This window comes from Methanobrevibacter sp. (assembly GCF_045116495.1).
In the GTDB taxonomy this organism is placed as follows: Archaea; Methanobacteriota; Methanobacteria; order Methanobacteriales; family Methanobacteriaceae; genus Methanocatella.
On sequence record NZ_JBGULU010000136.1, the window covers coordinates 1 to 16661 of the forward strand.

The following is a 16661-nucleotide window of genomic DNA, read 5'->3' on the forward strand; positions in this document are numbered from 1 at the left end:
ATTCAACACCCAAATGGGTGAATTCTTAGCTAAAGGTGACTTCGGTGGAGCTATTGGTGCTGTAACCGATGAAGCACTCGACGCATTCTCCGTATGTGGTACTCCTGATGAGTTCATTCCAAAAATTGAAGGCTTAGCTGAAATGGGTGTAACTCAATACGTAGCAGGATCCCCTGTTGGTAAAAACGTAGAAGAATCCATTAAATTATTAGGAGATGTAATTGCAAGTTTCTAAACTTGCTTACTTTTTCTTTTTTTATTTTTTTAGACCTTTATACACAACTTATTAACTAACTATTTTTTAACAACAATTTTTAATTATTAAAAAATCCTAATTATATAATATTATAATTATTATATTGCAGGTATTATAATGGAAATTGAAAATTTAACAAAAGAAATCAGACAAAAAGCATTTGAGCGAAAAGATCCGAAAACCCCCGAACAGGTAGGGGCAAGCTGGTATAATGATGATTTAACATATGATGGCGTTGCAAAAACATTATTCATAATCCTACCAACCCCCGGATGTGCTTGGGCACTTGGGGATAGTGGAGGATGTACAATGTGCAGCTATGTTTCAGACTGTACATTAGAACCAATTGATACAGAAACAATCTTAAGAATTTTTAACCAGCACCTCCAGAGACATCCGATATCTGAAGAGGATAAAATTTCTGTAAAATTATTTGCATCAGGAAGTTTTTTAAACCCTTACGAACTTCCAAAAGATGCACGTGATGAAATTTTAAAAACATTAATGGATTTGGGCAATGTTACTGAAATCATTGTAGAATCACGACCTGAATATGTTAAAGAGGATGTTTTAGATGAGATTTTTGAAATAATTGGAGACACATTATTTGAAGTGAGCATTGGTCTTGAAACATCTAATGACTATACCCGACTTAAAAAAATTAATAAAGGATTTACTCGCCAAGATTTTGAAGATGCAGTTAAATTAATGCAAAGCCTTAGCGAATCAAAAGGATATAACTTAAAATCCAAAGCATATATCTTTGTTAAACCTATTTTAGTATCTGAATCACAGGCAATCTCAGAAGCAATAGAAACTGCAAGATACTGCAATTCTATTGGTGTAAACAGACTTTCATTTTGTCCTGCAACAATCCATGGAGGAACTGTTATTGAGCGCTTTTGGAGAAAAGGAGCCTATCAACCACCGTGGATCTGGTCATGTGTTGAAATCATAAATACAGTTAGAGATGAGCTCGATATACCTGCACTTATGGACACTTCAGGTTTCGGTTCAAGAAGAGGTCCATATAACTGCAAAAAATGTAATAAAGATTTAAAACATATGATAATAGCTAACAATTTGACTCAAAGTAAAATCGAATATGAATGTGAATGTAAAAGCGAATGGTTAGCTCAGATTAACAATTCAGACATGAATGGCTCAACTGTTGAAATTAAGCATATTCCATTATATTAAAATATTAAAAAAAATTAATTAATATTAGGAGGAAAAAATGAAATCTAAATTTATTAGTATATTGGCAATAATTCTTGGATTAATAATTATAATATTTCCGGCAATGGGTCTTATTAAAGTCCATGCTCTGATTGGTTTATCAATATTATTAATATCAATTTATTTACTTGTTGTTGGAGTAGCTATAATTGATTATAACAAAAGTGGAGCAATAATAGATTTGATTTTAGGTACCCTATTACTTTTATTAAGTCTTTGTTTAATATTCAACATAGCCATAATCGGATTTTTAGCAGTAATAACAATATATCTTGCAGGAATCACACTGATAGTTGTTGGACTCGTTTCATTAATCAACAACCGCCAGTCCAGATATGGATTTTATATTGGTATAGCAGGAATAGTTCTCGGTTTGCTCTACATAGTCATCGGAACATATGTTTCTAACCCGATTGTTCTCGGTTCATTAATAGGATTATGGTTAATAATAAGTGGTATTTTAAAATTATTGGATGGTTAAACTATCCCAATTTTTCTTTTTTTTGGTGTTTATCTTGATTGGAATTAGTGCAGATTTTGACCCCGTTCATAAAGGTCATGCAAAATTGATTAGTGAAGCTCGTAAAATAGCTGATGAGGAAAACAAAAAAGTTGTCGTTTATTTAAATAAGGGTTTCAGTGCAAATCATGCACCATTTTTTGTTGATTTTGAAGCCCGCCGTGAAATGGCACTGGCTTTGGGAGCGGATGATGTGAAATCATTTGAAGGACTTCACCACAGACTGGTCTTATCATATAGTGTTCCAATCAGACTTAAACAGATGATTGATGATGGAGTGACTGATTACATAACTTCAGCAAGCATTTCCCTTGATGAGATTAAATCAAAAGCGCAGAAGTTTATTGATGAGGGAAACTTTGTTGGAATGCCTAAAAGCTATACAAATAGAAATGAGATTAGGTGGTATGCTATAAATGAGTTTCTTGGAGGCAAACTTAAATACCATATCGTCAAAGAGTTTAACAAAGACAAGTACTCCGGAAGATTAATAAGACAGTCAATAATCGATAATGATATGGTAATTTCAAAAGATACTGCTAAATTGCTTCCGAAAACTACAGTTGAAATTTTACAACGTGAAATTGATGCCGGCAGAGTTCCGGGGGATAGGAACTGGAGTGACATTTATAAAAGAATGAACACCTACTCCAGAGGAAATCTTGAAAAAATAGCTTATCTCAATGGAAGAACAATAAATGAGATTATCAAAAGAAGAGTCTATAGGGATCCCGAATCAATTTGGGCAGTTTTTAGAAGATCAGATTACGGACCGGTAATGACCAGACTTGCCATTAGCGCAATTGAAATGGAAGTTACTAAAAAAGAAGTTATGGAATTGATGAAAAGCTATGAATCGCAAGGAGTCATACCAGATAATCAAAAAGTACAAAGAGTTATTGACAGAGCATGGTATGTTGCAAGCGAATTGGAAAAAGGAGTGAGTGCACGCCAGGCAAATGAGACATTCAGAAGCGAAAACGTTAATGTTAATGCACCTTCAAGTTTAGAAGCAGGTCTTAATTTAACCAAATTTGAGACAAAAATTACAAAAGAAGGCATAAATACTGATTTGTATGTTGATAAAAATGGTAAAATCTCTGTTCAATTTAAAAGCGAAGGCAAAAAGATTAAAACTAATTTAAGACTCCCTGCAGTTGAAGTCACCTACCTTAGATACATTATGGATTCCCATTTTATTCCTGTCAGAGGAAGTATAAAAAAAGCTAAAAAAGGATTTAAGGTTAAAGTGGATATCGGTTAAGCTTTTTATGAGCTGCCTTAACCATGGTCAAATCCGAATCCTCGAAATAATTAATTATTTCTTCCAGTTCTTCACTTTTTCTTTTTGAATTGTTTAATGTGTTGTTTATTCTTGAAAGGGATTTCTCTTTAAAGTCATCTCCTTCAGTTAATGAAAGGATATCAAAAAATTCCTCTTCAAGACCGTATTTGTGGGCGATTTCACTTGATTCTATGAGAAGTGTTGAAACTGATTTCGTATAAATGCTTCTAAGCATTTTTAATATAGCCACATCACCAACATTATCACTAATTTTCTTTATGTTTATATATTCATTTAAAAACAGCAAATCATCTGCATTTTCACCTGAGATATATAAAATAGGGTTTTTAGAGTCAATTTTGCCGATTATTGCACCATCCACCAGATTATCAACATGTTTATTAATTTCAAAAGTGGTGTCCGGTGAGATATTGTTTAAATCCAGGTAAATCCCCCTGCAGTATTTTCCATATTCTTCAGCGATTTTAACGGCTGATTTTGGAGATGTTGCTACAATCAAAATATCCGATTTGACAGCTACTTCTTTTATAGAGTCTAAAACTTCGATGTCTGAATTTTGAATGTTTTCGATTGTTTTATCGGATCGCTCTTCTAAAGAGGTTAAGCAGGTTATGTTTTCTGATTTTATTAAATTAAAAAGAGTTCCGGACACTTTTCCAAAACCTATAAAGCCTATAATCATATAATCACTTATTATTTCTTAAAAAGAAGCATGTCATGCAGATTTACACCAATGTCTCTTGAAATAGTATTGCATTTTGCACATAACATAAAGTATATGTCCTTGTCAGATAAATCAATTTCTGTCAACCCTTCATAATTTCCCATACCTTTTGAAATTATGAATTCATGATTATTGAATATCTCCCTAAATTCATCTGAGATTTTGCTGTCAACATACCCTACAGTTCCTGCACCAATTTCTACAATCTCTCCGAACTCATCCAGGCCCGCATCCAATGCTTCATCCATGCAGGCATCATTCAATATCGGTTCAGATTTGACAGCAATTGTAATATCCAATGAATATTCTTTCATTTTTGCCAATAGCAGCTTATCAAATACTATTTCGCCAGTGTTATCTACCAGATAGAGGACCTTATCCTGAGTTTTCAGTGAATTTTCAAATTCTTCAATGTCCTTGATAACCAAATCCTTTTCAAGGGCGCTTTTAATCACACTTTCAATATCATCATCAAGAGTGAATGCTCCAAAATCCAGGATATTGCCGATAATAGCTATCTTGACATAATTTTCAAGACTGTCATCATCATCCAATATCTTTTTAACATCATCCAAATATTTTAAGGCAAGCCTGTTGCTTTCTATTTTTTCTTTATAATATGGGTCTCTGCAGCCTGTTTTTTGTTTGATTAATGCATGCATTGTGGAACCAGTACTGTTAGAATTGGTTCCTTCGGAGAAATTTTCGGAGAGGTATTTGAATATATCACCAATTATCTCCATTTTAAGCATTTCATCATCAGTTGATAAATCCAGTGCTTCCCTGGCCTGTCTTAAAAAGCAAGGCCCACATTCATAGCTTATTTTCACTTAACCACCGTAAATAATTTGGACCAGTTGTATTTCATCATCCTCTTCTATTATGGTATCTTCAATAACCAGTTCTCCATTTTGTTTGGATACCATAGTTTGAGCAGATAATTCTAAATCATCAAGCAAATCTTTAATAGTGTAATTTTGCCTAGGTATTTCTCTTTTTTCATTTATTTGTTTGTATTTTAAAGTGAATGACATATTATCACAATCCCAATTCTTCTAAAAAGGAACATGCCTTACATAATTCATTTGCTGCAGGTTCGCCGCATCTTTTGCATCTTCCATGTGAATAGTCCCTTTCAATTTCATCTTTCAGTATATTTTTTATCTTATCGTATCCCCTTAGGGTGGAATATTTAATTGTAGGATGTTTTTCGGCAAGCTGGTTAATGACTTCTGAAACTTCACCCCTGAATGACTGCATTGCATATGGACAGCTGTCAAAGTGAACTTCCAACTCCTTTGCAACAACATAAAGGCCAATTTCACGTTCTGGAATTTCTCTTAATGGTTTGATTTTGACTGTGAATTCTTTTGCCTTTGATTCTGATTTTGCACCCAATTTTGTTAGATTATTGGTATTGCCTTCAAGATAATTCATGACAATTCCCTGGACTTCATCATCAAGATTATGTCCGGTTGCAATTTTAGTGGCGTTCATATCACGTGCCGCCTTGTTAATGATTGTTCTTCTGAATACTCCGCAATAAGTACAGGAACCTTTATGATTTTCCCTTTGCATTATTTCATCCAATGTGATTCCGTATTCATCTTCAAGGGAAACCACTTTATGTTCTATACCTAATCTTTCAGCGTGACGAATTGCTATATCGACACCATCCTGCCTGTAATTTGCTATTCCCTCATCTACAGTTACAGCACAGATATCTATAATATTCCTTTCTCGGAAACTGTTGAGTATTTCAAGAGTGGTTACACTATCTTTTCCACCTGAAAGTGCAACTAAAACCTTATCTCCCTTGTCAAGCAATTTTTCCTTTTTTATTGTTTTGATAGCTTTCTTTTCTACTGATTCAATGAAACAATCTTTACATAACAGCTGACCTGACTGTTCTCTTTTATAAATAACTTTAGGATTACCACATTTAGTGCATTGCATATTCATTACCTACATCTGTTCTACAAATTGTGCCAATTGATTGAGAGTGTTGACTTCAAATACCTGTGCTCCTGCATCCCTATACAGTGACACACAGCTGTCTACAACATCCCATTTATTTCTATCTTCCGGATTCAATATAATAACTTTTTTAGCATCCCTTACCATTTCTTCAACAAGTTCAACACTGGCCGGAACACCATTGACTTTAGGTCCTGCCCAGTCCCTACAGTCAGATAAAATAATCACATAAGATTTATTGTTGATTTTGGCCTTTTCCTGAAACATTTTAAATGCTGAATACATGTCTGAAGTTCCATGAACCATCATGTTTTTAATTCTCATATCCTTGACTTTTATAAAAGAATCAATGAGATATTCTTCTTTTAGAGCATGTGTTGTTTCAATTACCTTGTTGTCAAATTCGAAGGTTCTTGATTTTTTAAATGCTGTTTGGGCTGAAAACATCAGCATGAAAAACCAGCTGCTAATCCACTCGCAGGATCCGCTGATGTCATTTAAAAACAGGTGTTCGTTCTTATGAGGCCTTGGTTTTGCGTTTACAAGTTCCAGCGGAACGCCACCATATTTCATATTTGCCCTGATTGTTCGTCTCATGTCTATTTTATGTGAATGTGTCTGGACTTTTCTTCTAGAACGTTTATTGGCAATTCTTTTCCCTAATCTTTGACAAATTTCAAGCATTCTAGGGTCAAATCTGTTTAATTTAGTTAAATCTTTATTCATCAATTCGCCGTCTCTTTCTAGCTGTTTGACTTCATCTAAAAGAGGCTGGCCGGACAGCATTTTTAACTTTTCATTGTTAATTTTCTCTTTTTGAACTTTTTGAAAAGCAGTATTCTGTTTTTTGATTATATATTTATTAGATTTAGGTCCTCTACCACTATAAGCAGTCCCCTTATTTAATTCATGATCGATTTTTCGTTCTTTTTCAATTTTAAATACTTTTTCAAAAACCTTATTGAATTTAGGAATGTCATACCTGTCTTTTACATAGACTGCCATCAGGGCAGTTTTTAAAAGCTGCCTATCACTTTCACCCAATTCCATATGGATTCTGACCGCTGCCTGAGTACTCCTTATACTTACCGGCAGACCTTCCTGTCTAAGTTGGGCTGATAAATTTGCAATTTTATTTATCATATTATCTCTTGTTTAAAACATCCTTAATGACTCTTTTTTTATCACTTTCATTTTTAATGGCTACGCCAATACTATTTTCAAGAGAATCATTCATGTTTTTAGTGCCCAAATTAGTAACTGAACGGACCCAATCAATAGTTCCCCTAACAGAAGGTTTTTTCATCAAATTAAGGTTACGTATATCATGGACTAATTTTACCACACTTGAAACCACTTCCTCATCAGCTTCAGGTATTCTTGATTTGACAATTTCAATTTCCCTTTCAACTGAAGGGTATGGAATATATAAAAATAAGCATCTGTCCTTGGTTTCGTCAAGAAGTGATCTTTGTGAGTTTGATGTCAATATAACAATTAAATCATTTTGAAGTTGGAATGTGCCCAGATCATTGATGGTTATTTCCTGTTCACCCAATGCCTGAAGCAGAAAGCTTTCAACTTCCTCATCAGCTTTATCAATTTCATCTATTAACAATACTGAATCATTTTCATTTAAAAATGCATTGAGAAGAGGCCTTCTTATGAAAAATTCTTCTGCAAAAATTTTGCTTTCATTATTTGAATCATTCTTTGCGGCTTCCAAGTGCAACAGTTGTTTTTGATAATTCCATTCGCCAACAATCTGTTCAAAAGTTATCCCTTCATAACATTGTATTCTGAAAAAATCTCTCTCAAAAGACTTTGCAATTACTTTTGCAAGCTCTGTTTTACCCACTCCAGGAGGTCCTTCAATAAGCATTGGCCTTCCAAGAAACAATGATAAATATACTGTTGTTGATATTTCATTATTTGAAACATACTCAGAATCTAAAAGTAATTTATCAATGTCTTTAATAGTAATGTTTTCTGTCTGCAAATTTTAACCTTCTTAAATTTTTATAACAATAAATATATTATAGAATAATATAAGTTTTATGTAATTAAATATATATTTTAATAAGGAGTATATATTAATTATATTATAGGAGGATAAAACAATATGGATAAAGGTAATGCAATAATCATAATATTATTGATTTTTATTGTACTTTCTGCAGGAGTATATCTTGTAATAACTGGTACTGGATTTTCATTTAAGTCAAATGACAATGCGAATATCACACCAACAAACCATACAAACATTACTGTGAACAATACAGACAGTAACACCACTACAAGAGACACTGGAGCAGTTGCACCAGATACATCCAGCAGTAGCAGCGACTCACAAAGTTACTCTGTTGATGACTCGCAAAGTGCCCAAAGTACTCAAACGGACACCTATGCTGATCAAGTACAAGACACAAGTCAAAGTGACAGCGGTCAAGCTCAAGCAGGGCAAGACACTCCAACTTCAGACTTTGAATAAAACTAATTTTTAAATTCATCAGGATTTTTGAATAATTCAAAATCCTGAACATATTCTTTTCCAGTAATCATTGCAATTTCTGCTTTTTGAAGTTCAGAACCTAAATACGCTGCATGTTCCATTCTGGATACTAATTCTTTTATTATTATTTCTTCATAGACTTCCTTTGCAGACTGTCCAACTATGACCAAATCAGGCTTGTTTTTCTTAAAATGAGTGGCAATGATTCTGCTGTCCTTTACAGTAGTTCCATAATCAACATTAATTCTGAAACTTCCGGCTTTGTCTCTTATGAATTTTAAAGGTTTTTCACGCCTGGTTTCTGGAACTCCATCCAATTCATTTTCAATTATGTCATTTCTTTTATGCTTATCTTTAAATGCAACCAGATTGATTCCCAAATCCTTTGGAATTGATTTTCTATGTTTGGCTAAAAACATCATTTTTGAGGCGGTTGAAAGCTCATAAACACTTCCTCTTGTTTTACCACTTTCTTCAGGAGTGAATAGGATACTTACACCAAGCTCCATACCAATACCTGCCAAAAGCACATTAACACCACCCGAATCTGCATCCATAAGTTCTGTGACATTACCTACACCAAAAAACATAGGTGCTGGATTCTGTTTGTGGAATTCATGGCATGCAATAATTGATTCAACAATACTGGAACTGTTTACAGGATCCAAAATTAAATCCGCAACATATCTTAAACCTTCAGTATCTTTTATTAATTGATGCATTGCTTCGACCCTTTCTGCAGGAGATTTAGGAGATTTACCTTGAGAAAAATTAGTTGGAAGCAAAACTGCAGGAATATCCTTTTCTTTTAAGATTTCCTGAACTTCAGAATTGTTACCCAAATCCAAACTTAAAACAAAATCTATTCCGGATTCGGCTGCAACTTTAATTTCCTTAGCATTCAGTGTGTCTATGCTTAAAGGCCTGTCACCGACAATCGGCCTTAATGTTTCTATCAATTCAGGAATTTTATCGGAGAAATCCTCACCGGCAGCCATACCTATATCAATCATATCGGCACCGGAATCAACAAAGTATTGGCATTTATTGATTAGAGCTTCCTTTGATAAGAATGGAGCATTTGCAATTTCTGAAAGAACTCTCATCGGGAAATCTTCACCTACTGGGAGATTTCTTATTAGAATATTATTTGGTTTCTGGAGAAGTTTTTCGATGTTTTCCTGATCATTTTCAAATTCTTCAATGAATTTAAAGGCTTCTTTTCGTTTTTCTTCTTCAATCAGTTTGTCTGCAGGTTTATCTTCTGACAGGTCAATATTTCCAACCAAATTAAGAACCATTGCAAGGTCTGCACCATCAGTTGACCCTTTGAAAGTTGGAATTCCGAGTTCTTTTGTAATTTCTTTTGTGCCTTTTTTGATTAAACCGGGAACTAGAATCATGTCAATTTCATCCAGTTGATTTGAAAAACAGGTTTTAATTTCTTTAATAATTTGTCTAGGTGTTAAAAATGCAGCCACTTGAGTATTGTCCGCAATATGGACAATTATATCCTGTTTTACATCTGCAACAACATCTTTTATTAAAGGATATGCCAATTCCCCAGTAATTATTAAAACTTTCATAAAATTTCCCAACCAAATTCTTTATAATATTATTATATTACTTCAATATTATTAAATCTTTTAAAAAAATTAATTTTATTAAAAAATGTTGTTTTATTGTAAAAGAGATTCATAAACTGTATAAAAAAAGAAAATAAATATTGAAAGAGTTATTAAAAAAATAAAGGAAAAACAAAAGATTAAAACAAAAAACTTTAAACAAAATAATTCAAAAATAAAAATTTAACATAAAATTTATATATTTTGTAATTTATAATGATTATACATGATAAATATATGGAGGAAAAATAATGATTGAAATTCGTTTTCATGGAAGAGGCGGACAAGGTGCTGTAACTGCTGCTGAAATTTTAGCAAAAGCAGCATTCAAAGACGGCAATTACTCCCAAGCTTTTCCATTTTTTGGAGTTGAACGTAGAGGAGCTCCAGTCATGGCTTTCACAAGAATTGATGATAAGCCAATCGACTTAAGATATCAAGTATATAATCCAGACTATGTATTAGTACTAGACGACGGATTATTAAATGTAGTAGATGTATTTTCAGGAATCAAAGACAATACTGAAGTAACTATCAATACTACCGAATTTGAAGGCAGTGGAGAACATGAAGTTTACAGTATTGATGCTACTGGAATTGCATTAGACATGTTAGGCAGAAACATTGTAAATACTATTATTTTAGGATATTTCGCTAAGAAAACCCAAGCTGTAAGTATTGATTCACTTTTAGAAGTGATTAAGGAAACATTCCCTGGCAAAATCGGAGAGCTAAACGTAGAAGCTACTAAAAAAGCTTATGATATGGGATAAAAAGGGTGAATATTATGGTAAGTATAGGATGTGTAATTAAAACCCCAGGTAATAGTAAAAATAACAAAACCGGAAGCTGGAGAACATTCAAACCTATTTTAGATAAAGAAAAATGTATTGATTGTGATAATTGTATTATATTCTGTCCAGATTCCAGCGTAAACAAACAACATGATATAAATTACGATTACTGTAAAGGATGTGGAATTTGTGCAAACGAATGTCCTTCCGATGCAATCGAAATGGTAAAAGAATAAAGAGAGTGATTAAATGGTAAAAGAAGTAATGACCTCAAATAAAGCAGTCGCAGAGGCTGTAAGATTAGCTAAACCACAAGTTATTCCTGTTTATCCAATTACTCCACAAACTACAATTTCTGAATACTTAGCACAATATGTTGCTGATGAAAAAATTGATGCTAAATATGTTAAAGTAGAATCTGAACACAGTGCAATCAGTGCTGCTGTTGGAGCTAGTGGTGCTGGAGTAAGAGTATTTACAGCAACATCTTCACAAGGATTAATGTTAATGCATGAAATTTTATATGCTGCAGCAGGTATGAGAGTGCCTATTGTTTTAGCAGACGCTAACAGAGCAATTTCTGCACCATTAAACATTTGGAATGACCAACAAGACTCAATTGCACAAAGAGATGCAGGATGGTTACAAATATATGTTGAAAATGCACAAGAAGCATTGGATACAACTTTAATGGCTTATAAAGTTTCTGAAAATCCTGATGTTTTACTTCCATCAATGGTATGTTTAGATGGATTTATTTTAACCCACACTGTAGAACCTGTTGAAATTCCTGATCAAGAAAGCGTGGATAAGTTTTTACCTCCATATGTCCCAGAACATGCATTTCTTGATCCAAAAGAACCAATGTCCATTGGTAACTTTGCAGACCCAAATTACTATACAGAAGCAAGACATGATATGGAAGTTGCAATGACCAAATCAATGGAAGTAATCCAAAAGACTTGCGATGAGTTTGCAGAAATCTTCGGAAGACAATATGGTCTTGTTGATGCATACAAAACCGAAGATGCTGAAATCATCTTTGTTGCAATGGGTTCACTTTGCAGTACCCTTAGAGTAATGGTGGACCAATTAAGAGAAAAAGGCGAAAAAGTAGGTTTACTTAAAATTAGAGCTTACAGGCCATTCCCTGTTGAAGCAATCAACGAAGCAGTTAAAAATTGTGAAAAAATCGCTGTTATAGATAAAAACTTCTCATTTGGAATTGGTGGAGCGCTCTATGCTGATATGAAAGTTAAAATTGACAAAGAAATCTATGGATTTGTTGCAGGTTTAGGTGGAAGAGACATTACCCCTGACGCAATCATAGAAGCATATGAAAAAACCAAAGTACCAGAAAATGATGTCACCTGGATTGGACTTAGGGAGGAATAGATATGGATATACCTGATAAAGATTTATTAGCACCAGGACACAGAGGCTGTGCTGGATGTGGAGCATCAATTGCTGTAAAATTAGCTCTTAATGCATTAGGCGAAAACACTGTAGCTATTTCTGCTACCGGTTGTCTTGAAGTAATGACTACACCATACCCAGAAACTTCATGGGAAGTTCCATTCATACACGTAGCATTTGAAAACTCCGGTGCTGTAGCATCCGGTGTAGAAAGTGCATTGAGAATTCAAGGAAAAGATGACGTGAACGTTGTTGCTTTCGGTGGTGACGGAGGAACTGTAGATATCGGTTTACAATCCTTATCCGGAGCTATGGAAAGAGGACACAACATGCTCTACATTTGTTATGATAACGAAGCTTACATGAACACCGGTATTCAAAGAAGTGGAGCTACACCATACGGTGCAAGTACAACTACTTCACCTAAAGGAAGTGCAAGTTTCGGAGAAGACAAACCTAAGAAAAATATGCCGATGATTATGGCAGCTCATGGAATTCCATATGTGGCTACCGCATCAATTGCATATCCTGAAGATTATGTCAACAAAGTGAAAAAAGCAGCTGCAACTAAAGGACCAGCATACATTCACTTGCAACAACCATGTACAACCGGTTGGGGATTCCCTTCAGAAAAGACAATTGAAATGGGCAGATTAGCTGTTGAAACCGGATCATGGATTTTATATGAAATCGACCATGGTAACTTTGAAATCACTTACAGGCCTGAAGAAAGAAAACCTGTAAAAGATTACCTATCAACACAAAAAAGATTCAAACACTTAGATGAAGAACACGTTGAAAAAATCCAAAAATATGTCGATGCAGAGTGTAAAGAATTAGGATTATAAAGGAGGAAAACAATGGAAAGTATTGTTGTAAATAGCAGTTTATGTGATGGATGCCTTAATTGTGAAAACATGTGTGCATCAGTCCATAGCGCTAGTAGAATAAAAATAATCGAACATGATTCTTCCTTTTATTCCATTGTATGTCAACATTGTGAAAGTGCACCATGTATAAGAATCTGTCCTACAGAAGCGATTACAGATGAAGGAGTCAATACCGAAAAATGTATTGGCTGCGGATTATGTGTAATGGTTTGTCCATTTGGTGCAATGACTTTCCAATCAAAAGTTGCTGAAAAATGTGACCTTTGTGCTGATAGAGAAGAAGGACCTGCTTGTATAAAAGCATGTACCAAAAGAGCTATTACTGTCGCTGATCCTGAAAAAATCAGAGCCAAAAACCAAGAAAAATACTTGGCTAAAATGGCAGGATTATATGAACCTGACAGCAAAAAAGGTGGAATTGTCCACGTTTTAACAAGTCAAGCAAGAGCAAGACTTGTTTTAGACGAATAAAAAATTATGTTTAAAATAGGAAATTGTACAGATTGTACAACCTGCGGAAGTTGTCAACAAACACCAAATGTTGACACTCCAACTTTATTTTGTATGAATTGCCAACCATCAGATGCCCCCTGCATAGCCATTTGTAAAAATAATGCTTTTTATATATTCGGAGGAGCCATCACTCTTGATTATTCGAAATGCAATGGATGTTTGGATTGTGTTGATGTGTGCCCCCTTGGAATAATTGAAATTCAATAGCTAATTTTAAAAATATTTATTATATTTTAAAATCAAAATAATAATTAATTAAATTTACAAAGGTTATTATTTTGATTACTAAGGATACAATTAAAGATACAGTTTATGAACTTTACAAACAGGCGGTTATCGTTCTCGGCGATGATGTAAAAAAATCACTTGAAGATGCGCTTAAAGTTGAAGAACATGAACTAGCAAGATTAAATATCGAAGCAATATTAAAAAATATTGAACTTGCTGAAGAAAAGGGCATTCCAATGTGCCAAGATACAGGTCTGCCAGTAGTTTTTGTCAAATTAGGTAATGTTGAAGTTGAAAACTTACGTGAAGGCATTGAAGAGGGAATCAAAAAGGCAACTGAAGAAATACCAATCAGGCCAAACATTGTTGACCCTTTAACACGTGAAAATACCAACATCAACATTGGAGATTATATCCCCCCAATAGATATTGAACTGATTGACGAGGATTATTTGGAAATAACCATATTACCTAAAGGATTCGGATCAGAAAACAACAATGCAATGAAAATGGCATTGCCCGCTGAAGGAATAGAAGGAATCAAGGAATTTGTAGTTGAATCCGTTCTAAAAGCAAAGGGCAAACCATGTCCGCCAACAGTAATAGGCGTTGGAATTGGCGGAACTTCAGATTTATGTTTAAAACTTGGTAAAAAAGCGTTGCTTGGAAAAATAGGTGAAAGAAATCCCGACCCTCAAATAGCAAAACTAGAAGAAGAAATTTTAGAAGAAATTAATGCATCAGGAATTGGACCGATGGGACTTGGTGGAAAAACAACCACCCTTGATGTAAAAATCTTAAAAGCACATACACATACTGCCGGCCTTCCGATAGGAGTTTGCGTACAATGCTGGGCAGACAGACATGCAACAACAAAAATATATGATAACTGATTGAATACAATCAATTATCTCCTTTTTTTTAATTTTTATCTGAAGCTACGAGGAGTAGTAGGCCTTGGAATATTATCATGAAACTCGATAGCTACATCCATCATTTCAACAGAAATGTCCCCCATCCTTTCGAATGCTTTGATAACTCTGAATAAATAAATAAAATAGTTCGAACGCTCCTTTTCATCAAATGAACTTTCTGCCATCTGAGTTGCAATCAGATTAATTGATTTGGCTTGAAGAATATGAATCGATTCCTCTAATTCCACCAAATCATCCTTGAGCTCTGTTTTTGCCTCAATAAATGCAGTTATAGCCAAACGAATCATACTTTGAGCGGTTTTATACATCTTTTTTAAATTTTTCATGACAACCTTATCAATTTGATAAACTTCATTAATGGCAAATTTTGCAATATGACCGCAATAATCCCCAATACGTTCCAAATCATATGCGATTTCAGTATAAAGCAAAGATTTTGAAAATTCAGTGTGTTTATCAATATTAAGAATTGTTTCTACAGAAGTTCTAACCTTTTCAACCATATTGTTTGTTGCGTAATCCATTTCCAAAGCTTTTTTTGCTTTATCCTCATCGTTTTCAACAACTGCATCAAATGACGCTTCAAGCTGAGAATGAACATGTTTGGCCATGTTAGCCAACATATCATTAATTAAAACATTTCCAGCAGTATTTGAAGGAGAATAATCAACTAAAGACTCAGTGAACTTCTCATAACTTTTTAAATCAATCATATATGCTCTTTTTACAGTTCCATCCTTAACCAAAGGTTGCAATAACTGAGTAACATATCTGCGGGTAATACCCAATCTTTCTGCAATTTCATCCTGAGTGGACGGATTTTCATATAAAATCAGATCCAGGATTTCCTTTAATGTCTTATCTTTCTTAGCCATCTTATCAACTATTTTTTATAATCGTCTAAAATATCATTGGATTCGAAGTGAATGTCTCCTGAAGACTTATTTATACTAGGTTGAGGCTTTTCACTACCTACATGATCATTAAATTTAATATCAGGATTATTTTGAGCATTTTGCTGTGGTTTATTGACTTTTTTATGTTTTTTTACACGGATGTTTTCCTTTTTAACATTATAATCAAAATCCGCATGTTTAGGAGAGTGATGAACTCTGTGAATATTTTCCTGACTGAAATGTTCTTCATTAATTGAATGTTTGACTACTTCGGACTTATGAGACTTTCTAGCCAAATATAATATCCTGGCCATCACAACTACAAGCAATACAAATGCTATAATAGCTATAGGAAGGTCAAAATATACAAATACTGCATCATAAATGTTAGTTATTGAATTTCCCAGGTCAACAAAACCACGAGCTAAAAATATCAAACCGACTAATGCAATTATGCCTCCGTGCTCCTTTTTTACGAACTCCGGTTTCAATATTAATGGATAAACACTAATAACCAATAAAGCTATTCCTAAAAGCCTGTATAAATTGTTATTTGTCAAATCCTGAATTAACAGGTAAACATTAATGAATGTATAAGGCAGCACACCATATTCGGCAAGCAATGCTAAAATTAACAATAATTGAATTAAAGCTATAACTACTAATGGAAATATGTATGCAATTTCCCATTCGAAACTTGTGTTAAAAGATGTTTTATTCACAGGATTTTCCAATGCCTCAGTAAGCATATTATATAGAACTGATGAGATGACAGAACCTATAATTGTACCTGCAACACCCATAACCGAAGTTAATAATGCAACAAATGC

The 16661-nt window shown here is 33.9% G+C and carries 20 protein-coding genes and 1 pseudogene; 12 read left to right on the top strand and 9 right to left on the bottom strand.

All coding sequences use genetic code 11. The features are described 5' to 3' along the window. The 4 genes and pseudogenes from ACJMLH_RS07460 to ACJMLH_RS07475 form a co-directional block, all read left to right on the top strand. Positions 1 to 235, top strand: a pseudogene (locus ACJMLH_RS07460) (5,10-methylenetetrahydromethanopterin reductase); the annotation flags it as partial. Between the two features lie 138 nt (positions 236 to 373). Then, positions 374 to 1456, top strand: a complete 1083-nt coding sequence (locus ACJMLH_RS07465; RefSeq protein ID WP_405276295.1) for an archaeosine biosynthesis radical SAM protein RaSEA — start codon at positions 374 to 376, stop codon at positions 1454 to 1456. A 37-nt stretch (positions 1457 to 1493) separates the two neighbouring features. Then, positions 1494 to 1976, top strand: a complete 483-nt coding sequence (locus ACJMLH_RS07470) for a DUF308 domain-containing protein (protein WP_405276297.1) — start codon at positions 1494 to 1496, stop codon at positions 1974 to 1976. 25 nt (positions 1977 to 2001) lie between these two features. Then, positions 2002 to 3279, top strand: coding sequence for an adenylyltransferase/cytidyltransferase family protein (locus tag ACJMLH_RS07475; protein ID WP_405276299.1), 1278 nt, complete (start codon positions 2002 to 2004; stop codon positions 3277 to 3279). On the opposite strand, the gene ACJMLH_RS07480 is transcribed toward ACJMLH_RS07475, so the two are convergent. Genes ACJMLH_RS07480 through ACJMLH_RS07505 form a run of 6 tightly spaced genes read right to left on the bottom strand, consistent with a single transcriptional unit; the run spans position 3260 to position 8021 of the window. Beyond that, a complete protein-coding gene (locus ACJMLH_RS07480; protein ID WP_405276301.1) occupies positions 3260 to 4003 on the bottom strand; it encodes a DUF1932 domain-containing protein in 744 nt (247 codons plus the stop codon). The genes ACJMLH_RS07475 and ACJMLH_RS07480 overlap by 20 nt on opposite strands. A gap of 11 nt (positions 4004 to 4014) precedes the next feature. Next, positions 4015 to 4875 carry a damage-control phosphatase ARMT1 family protein gene (locus tag ACJMLH_RS07485; RefSeq protein ID WP_405276303.1) on the bottom strand — a complete coding sequence of 287 codons (861 nt, stop codon included), beginning with the start codon at positions 4873 to 4875 and terminating at the stop codon, positions 4015 to 4017. Beyond that, positions 4876 to 5079 (bottom strand): MoaD/ThiS family protein, encoded by a 204-nt coding sequence (locus ACJMLH_RS07490; protein WP_405276305.1) that lies wholly within the window; start codon positions 5077 to 5079, stop codon positions 4876 to 4878. It abuts the gene before it with no gap. 4 nt (positions 5080 to 5083) lie between these two features. After that, a complete protein-coding gene (locus ACJMLH_RS07495; protein ID WP_405276307.1) occupies positions 5084 to 6001 on the bottom strand; it encodes a TIGR00269 family protein in 918 nt (305 codons plus the stop codon). 9 nt (positions 6002 to 6010) lie between these two features. Continuing rightward, positions 6011 to 7165 carry a vWA domain-containing protein gene (locus ACJMLH_RS07500; protein ID WP_405276309.1) on the bottom strand — a complete coding sequence of 385 codons (1155 nt, stop codon included), beginning with the start codon at positions 7163 to 7165 and terminating at the stop codon, positions 6011 to 6013. A gap of 1 nt (position 7166) precedes the next feature. Then, positions 7167 to 8021 carry an AAA family ATPase gene (locus ACJMLH_RS07505; RefSeq protein ID WP_405276311.1) on the bottom strand — a complete coding sequence of 285 codons (855 nt, stop codon included), beginning with the start codon at positions 8019 to 8021 and terminating at the stop codon, positions 7167 to 7169. Positions 8022 to 8144: 123 nt separating this feature from the next. On the opposite strand from ACJMLH_RS07505, the gene ACJMLH_RS07510 reads away from it, so the two are divergent. After that, positions 8145 to 8513 (top strand): hypothetical protein, encoded by a 369-nt coding sequence (locus ACJMLH_RS07510; RefSeq protein ID WP_405276313.1) that lies wholly within the window; start codon positions 8145 to 8147, stop codon positions 8511 to 8513. 2 nt (positions 8514 to 8515) lie between these two features. Here ACJMLH_RS07510 and ACJMLH_RS07515 read toward each other — a convergent pair whose 3' ends face one another. Beyond that, positions 8516 to 10120 carry a dihydropteroate synthase-like protein gene (locus ACJMLH_RS07515; RefSeq protein ID WP_405276315.1) on the bottom strand — a complete coding sequence of 535 codons (1605 nt, stop codon included), beginning with the start codon at positions 10118 to 10120 and terminating at the stop codon, positions 8516 to 8518. A gap of 290 nt (positions 10121 to 10410) precedes the next feature. Here ACJMLH_RS07515 and ACJMLH_RS07520 point away from each other — a divergent pair, with 290 nt between their 5' ends. The 7 genes from ACJMLH_RS07520 to ACJMLH_RS07550 all read left to right on the top strand — a co-directional run bounded on the left by ACJMLH_RS07520 (position 10411) and on the right by ACJMLH_RS07550 (position 14893). Further along, positions 10411 to 10932, top strand: coding sequence for a pyruvate ferredoxin oxidoreductase subunit gamma (locus ACJMLH_RS07520; RefSeq protein ID WP_405276317.1), 522 nt, complete (start codon positions 10411 to 10413; stop codon positions 10930 to 10932). 14 nt (positions 10933 to 10946) lie between these two features. Further along, positions 10947 to 11189 (top strand): pyruvate synthase subunit PorD, encoded by a 243-nt coding sequence (gene porD / locus ACJMLH_RS07525; RefSeq protein ID WP_405276319.1) that lies wholly within the window; start codon positions 10947 to 10949, stop codon positions 11187 to 11189. A gap of 13 nt (positions 11190 to 11202) precedes the next feature. Beyond that, entirely contained in the window at positions 11203 to 12348 is a 1146-nt protein-coding gene (porA, locus tag ACJMLH_RS07530) for a pyruvate synthase subunit PorA (protein ID WP_405276321.1), read from the top strand. A gap of 2 nt (positions 12349 to 12350) precedes the next feature. Further along, positions 12351 to 13217 carry a pyruvate synthase subunit PorB gene (gene porB, locus ACJMLH_RS07535; protein WP_405276323.1) on the top strand — a complete coding sequence of 289 codons (867 nt, stop codon included), beginning with the start codon at positions 12351 to 12353 and terminating at the stop codon, positions 13215 to 13217. Between the two features lie 12 nt (positions 13218 to 13229). After that, complete coding sequence (locus tag ACJMLH_RS07540) at positions 13230 to 13730, top strand: 4Fe-4S dicluster domain-containing protein (RefSeq protein ID WP_405276325.1); 501 nt, start codon at positions 13230 to 13232, stop codon at positions 13728 to 13730. A gap of 6 nt (positions 13731 to 13736) precedes the next feature. Continuing rightward, positions 13737 to 13979 (top strand): 4Fe-4S binding protein, encoded by a 243-nt coding sequence (locus ACJMLH_RS07545; protein ID WP_405276327.1) that lies wholly within the window; start codon positions 13737 to 13739, stop codon positions 13977 to 13979. Positions 13980 to 14050: 71 nt separating this feature from the next. Next, the gene (locus ACJMLH_RS07550) at positions 14051 to 14893 is read left to right on the top strand and encodes a fumarate hydratase (RefSeq protein ID WP_405276329.1); all 843 of its coding nucleotides are present in this window, start codon (positions 14051 to 14053) and stop codon (positions 14891 to 14893) included. A 35-nt stretch (positions 14894 to 14928) separates the two neighbouring features. Here ACJMLH_RS07550 and ACJMLH_RS07555 read toward each other — a convergent pair whose 3' ends face one another. Both ACJMLH_RS07555 and ACJMLH_RS07560 read right to left on the bottom strand, forming a co-directional pair. Continuing rightward, on the bottom strand, positions 14929 to 15810 hold the full coding sequence (locus ACJMLH_RS07555; RefSeq protein WP_405276331.1) for a PhoU domain-containing protein: 882 nt from the start codon (positions 15808 to 15810) through the stop codon (positions 14929 to 14931). 8 nt (positions 15811 to 15818) lie between these two features. Beyond that, positions 15819 to 16661 (bottom strand): hypothetical protein (locus tag ACJMLH_RS07560; RefSeq protein WP_405276333.1); only part of this gene is annotated, 843 nt, incomplete at its 5' end.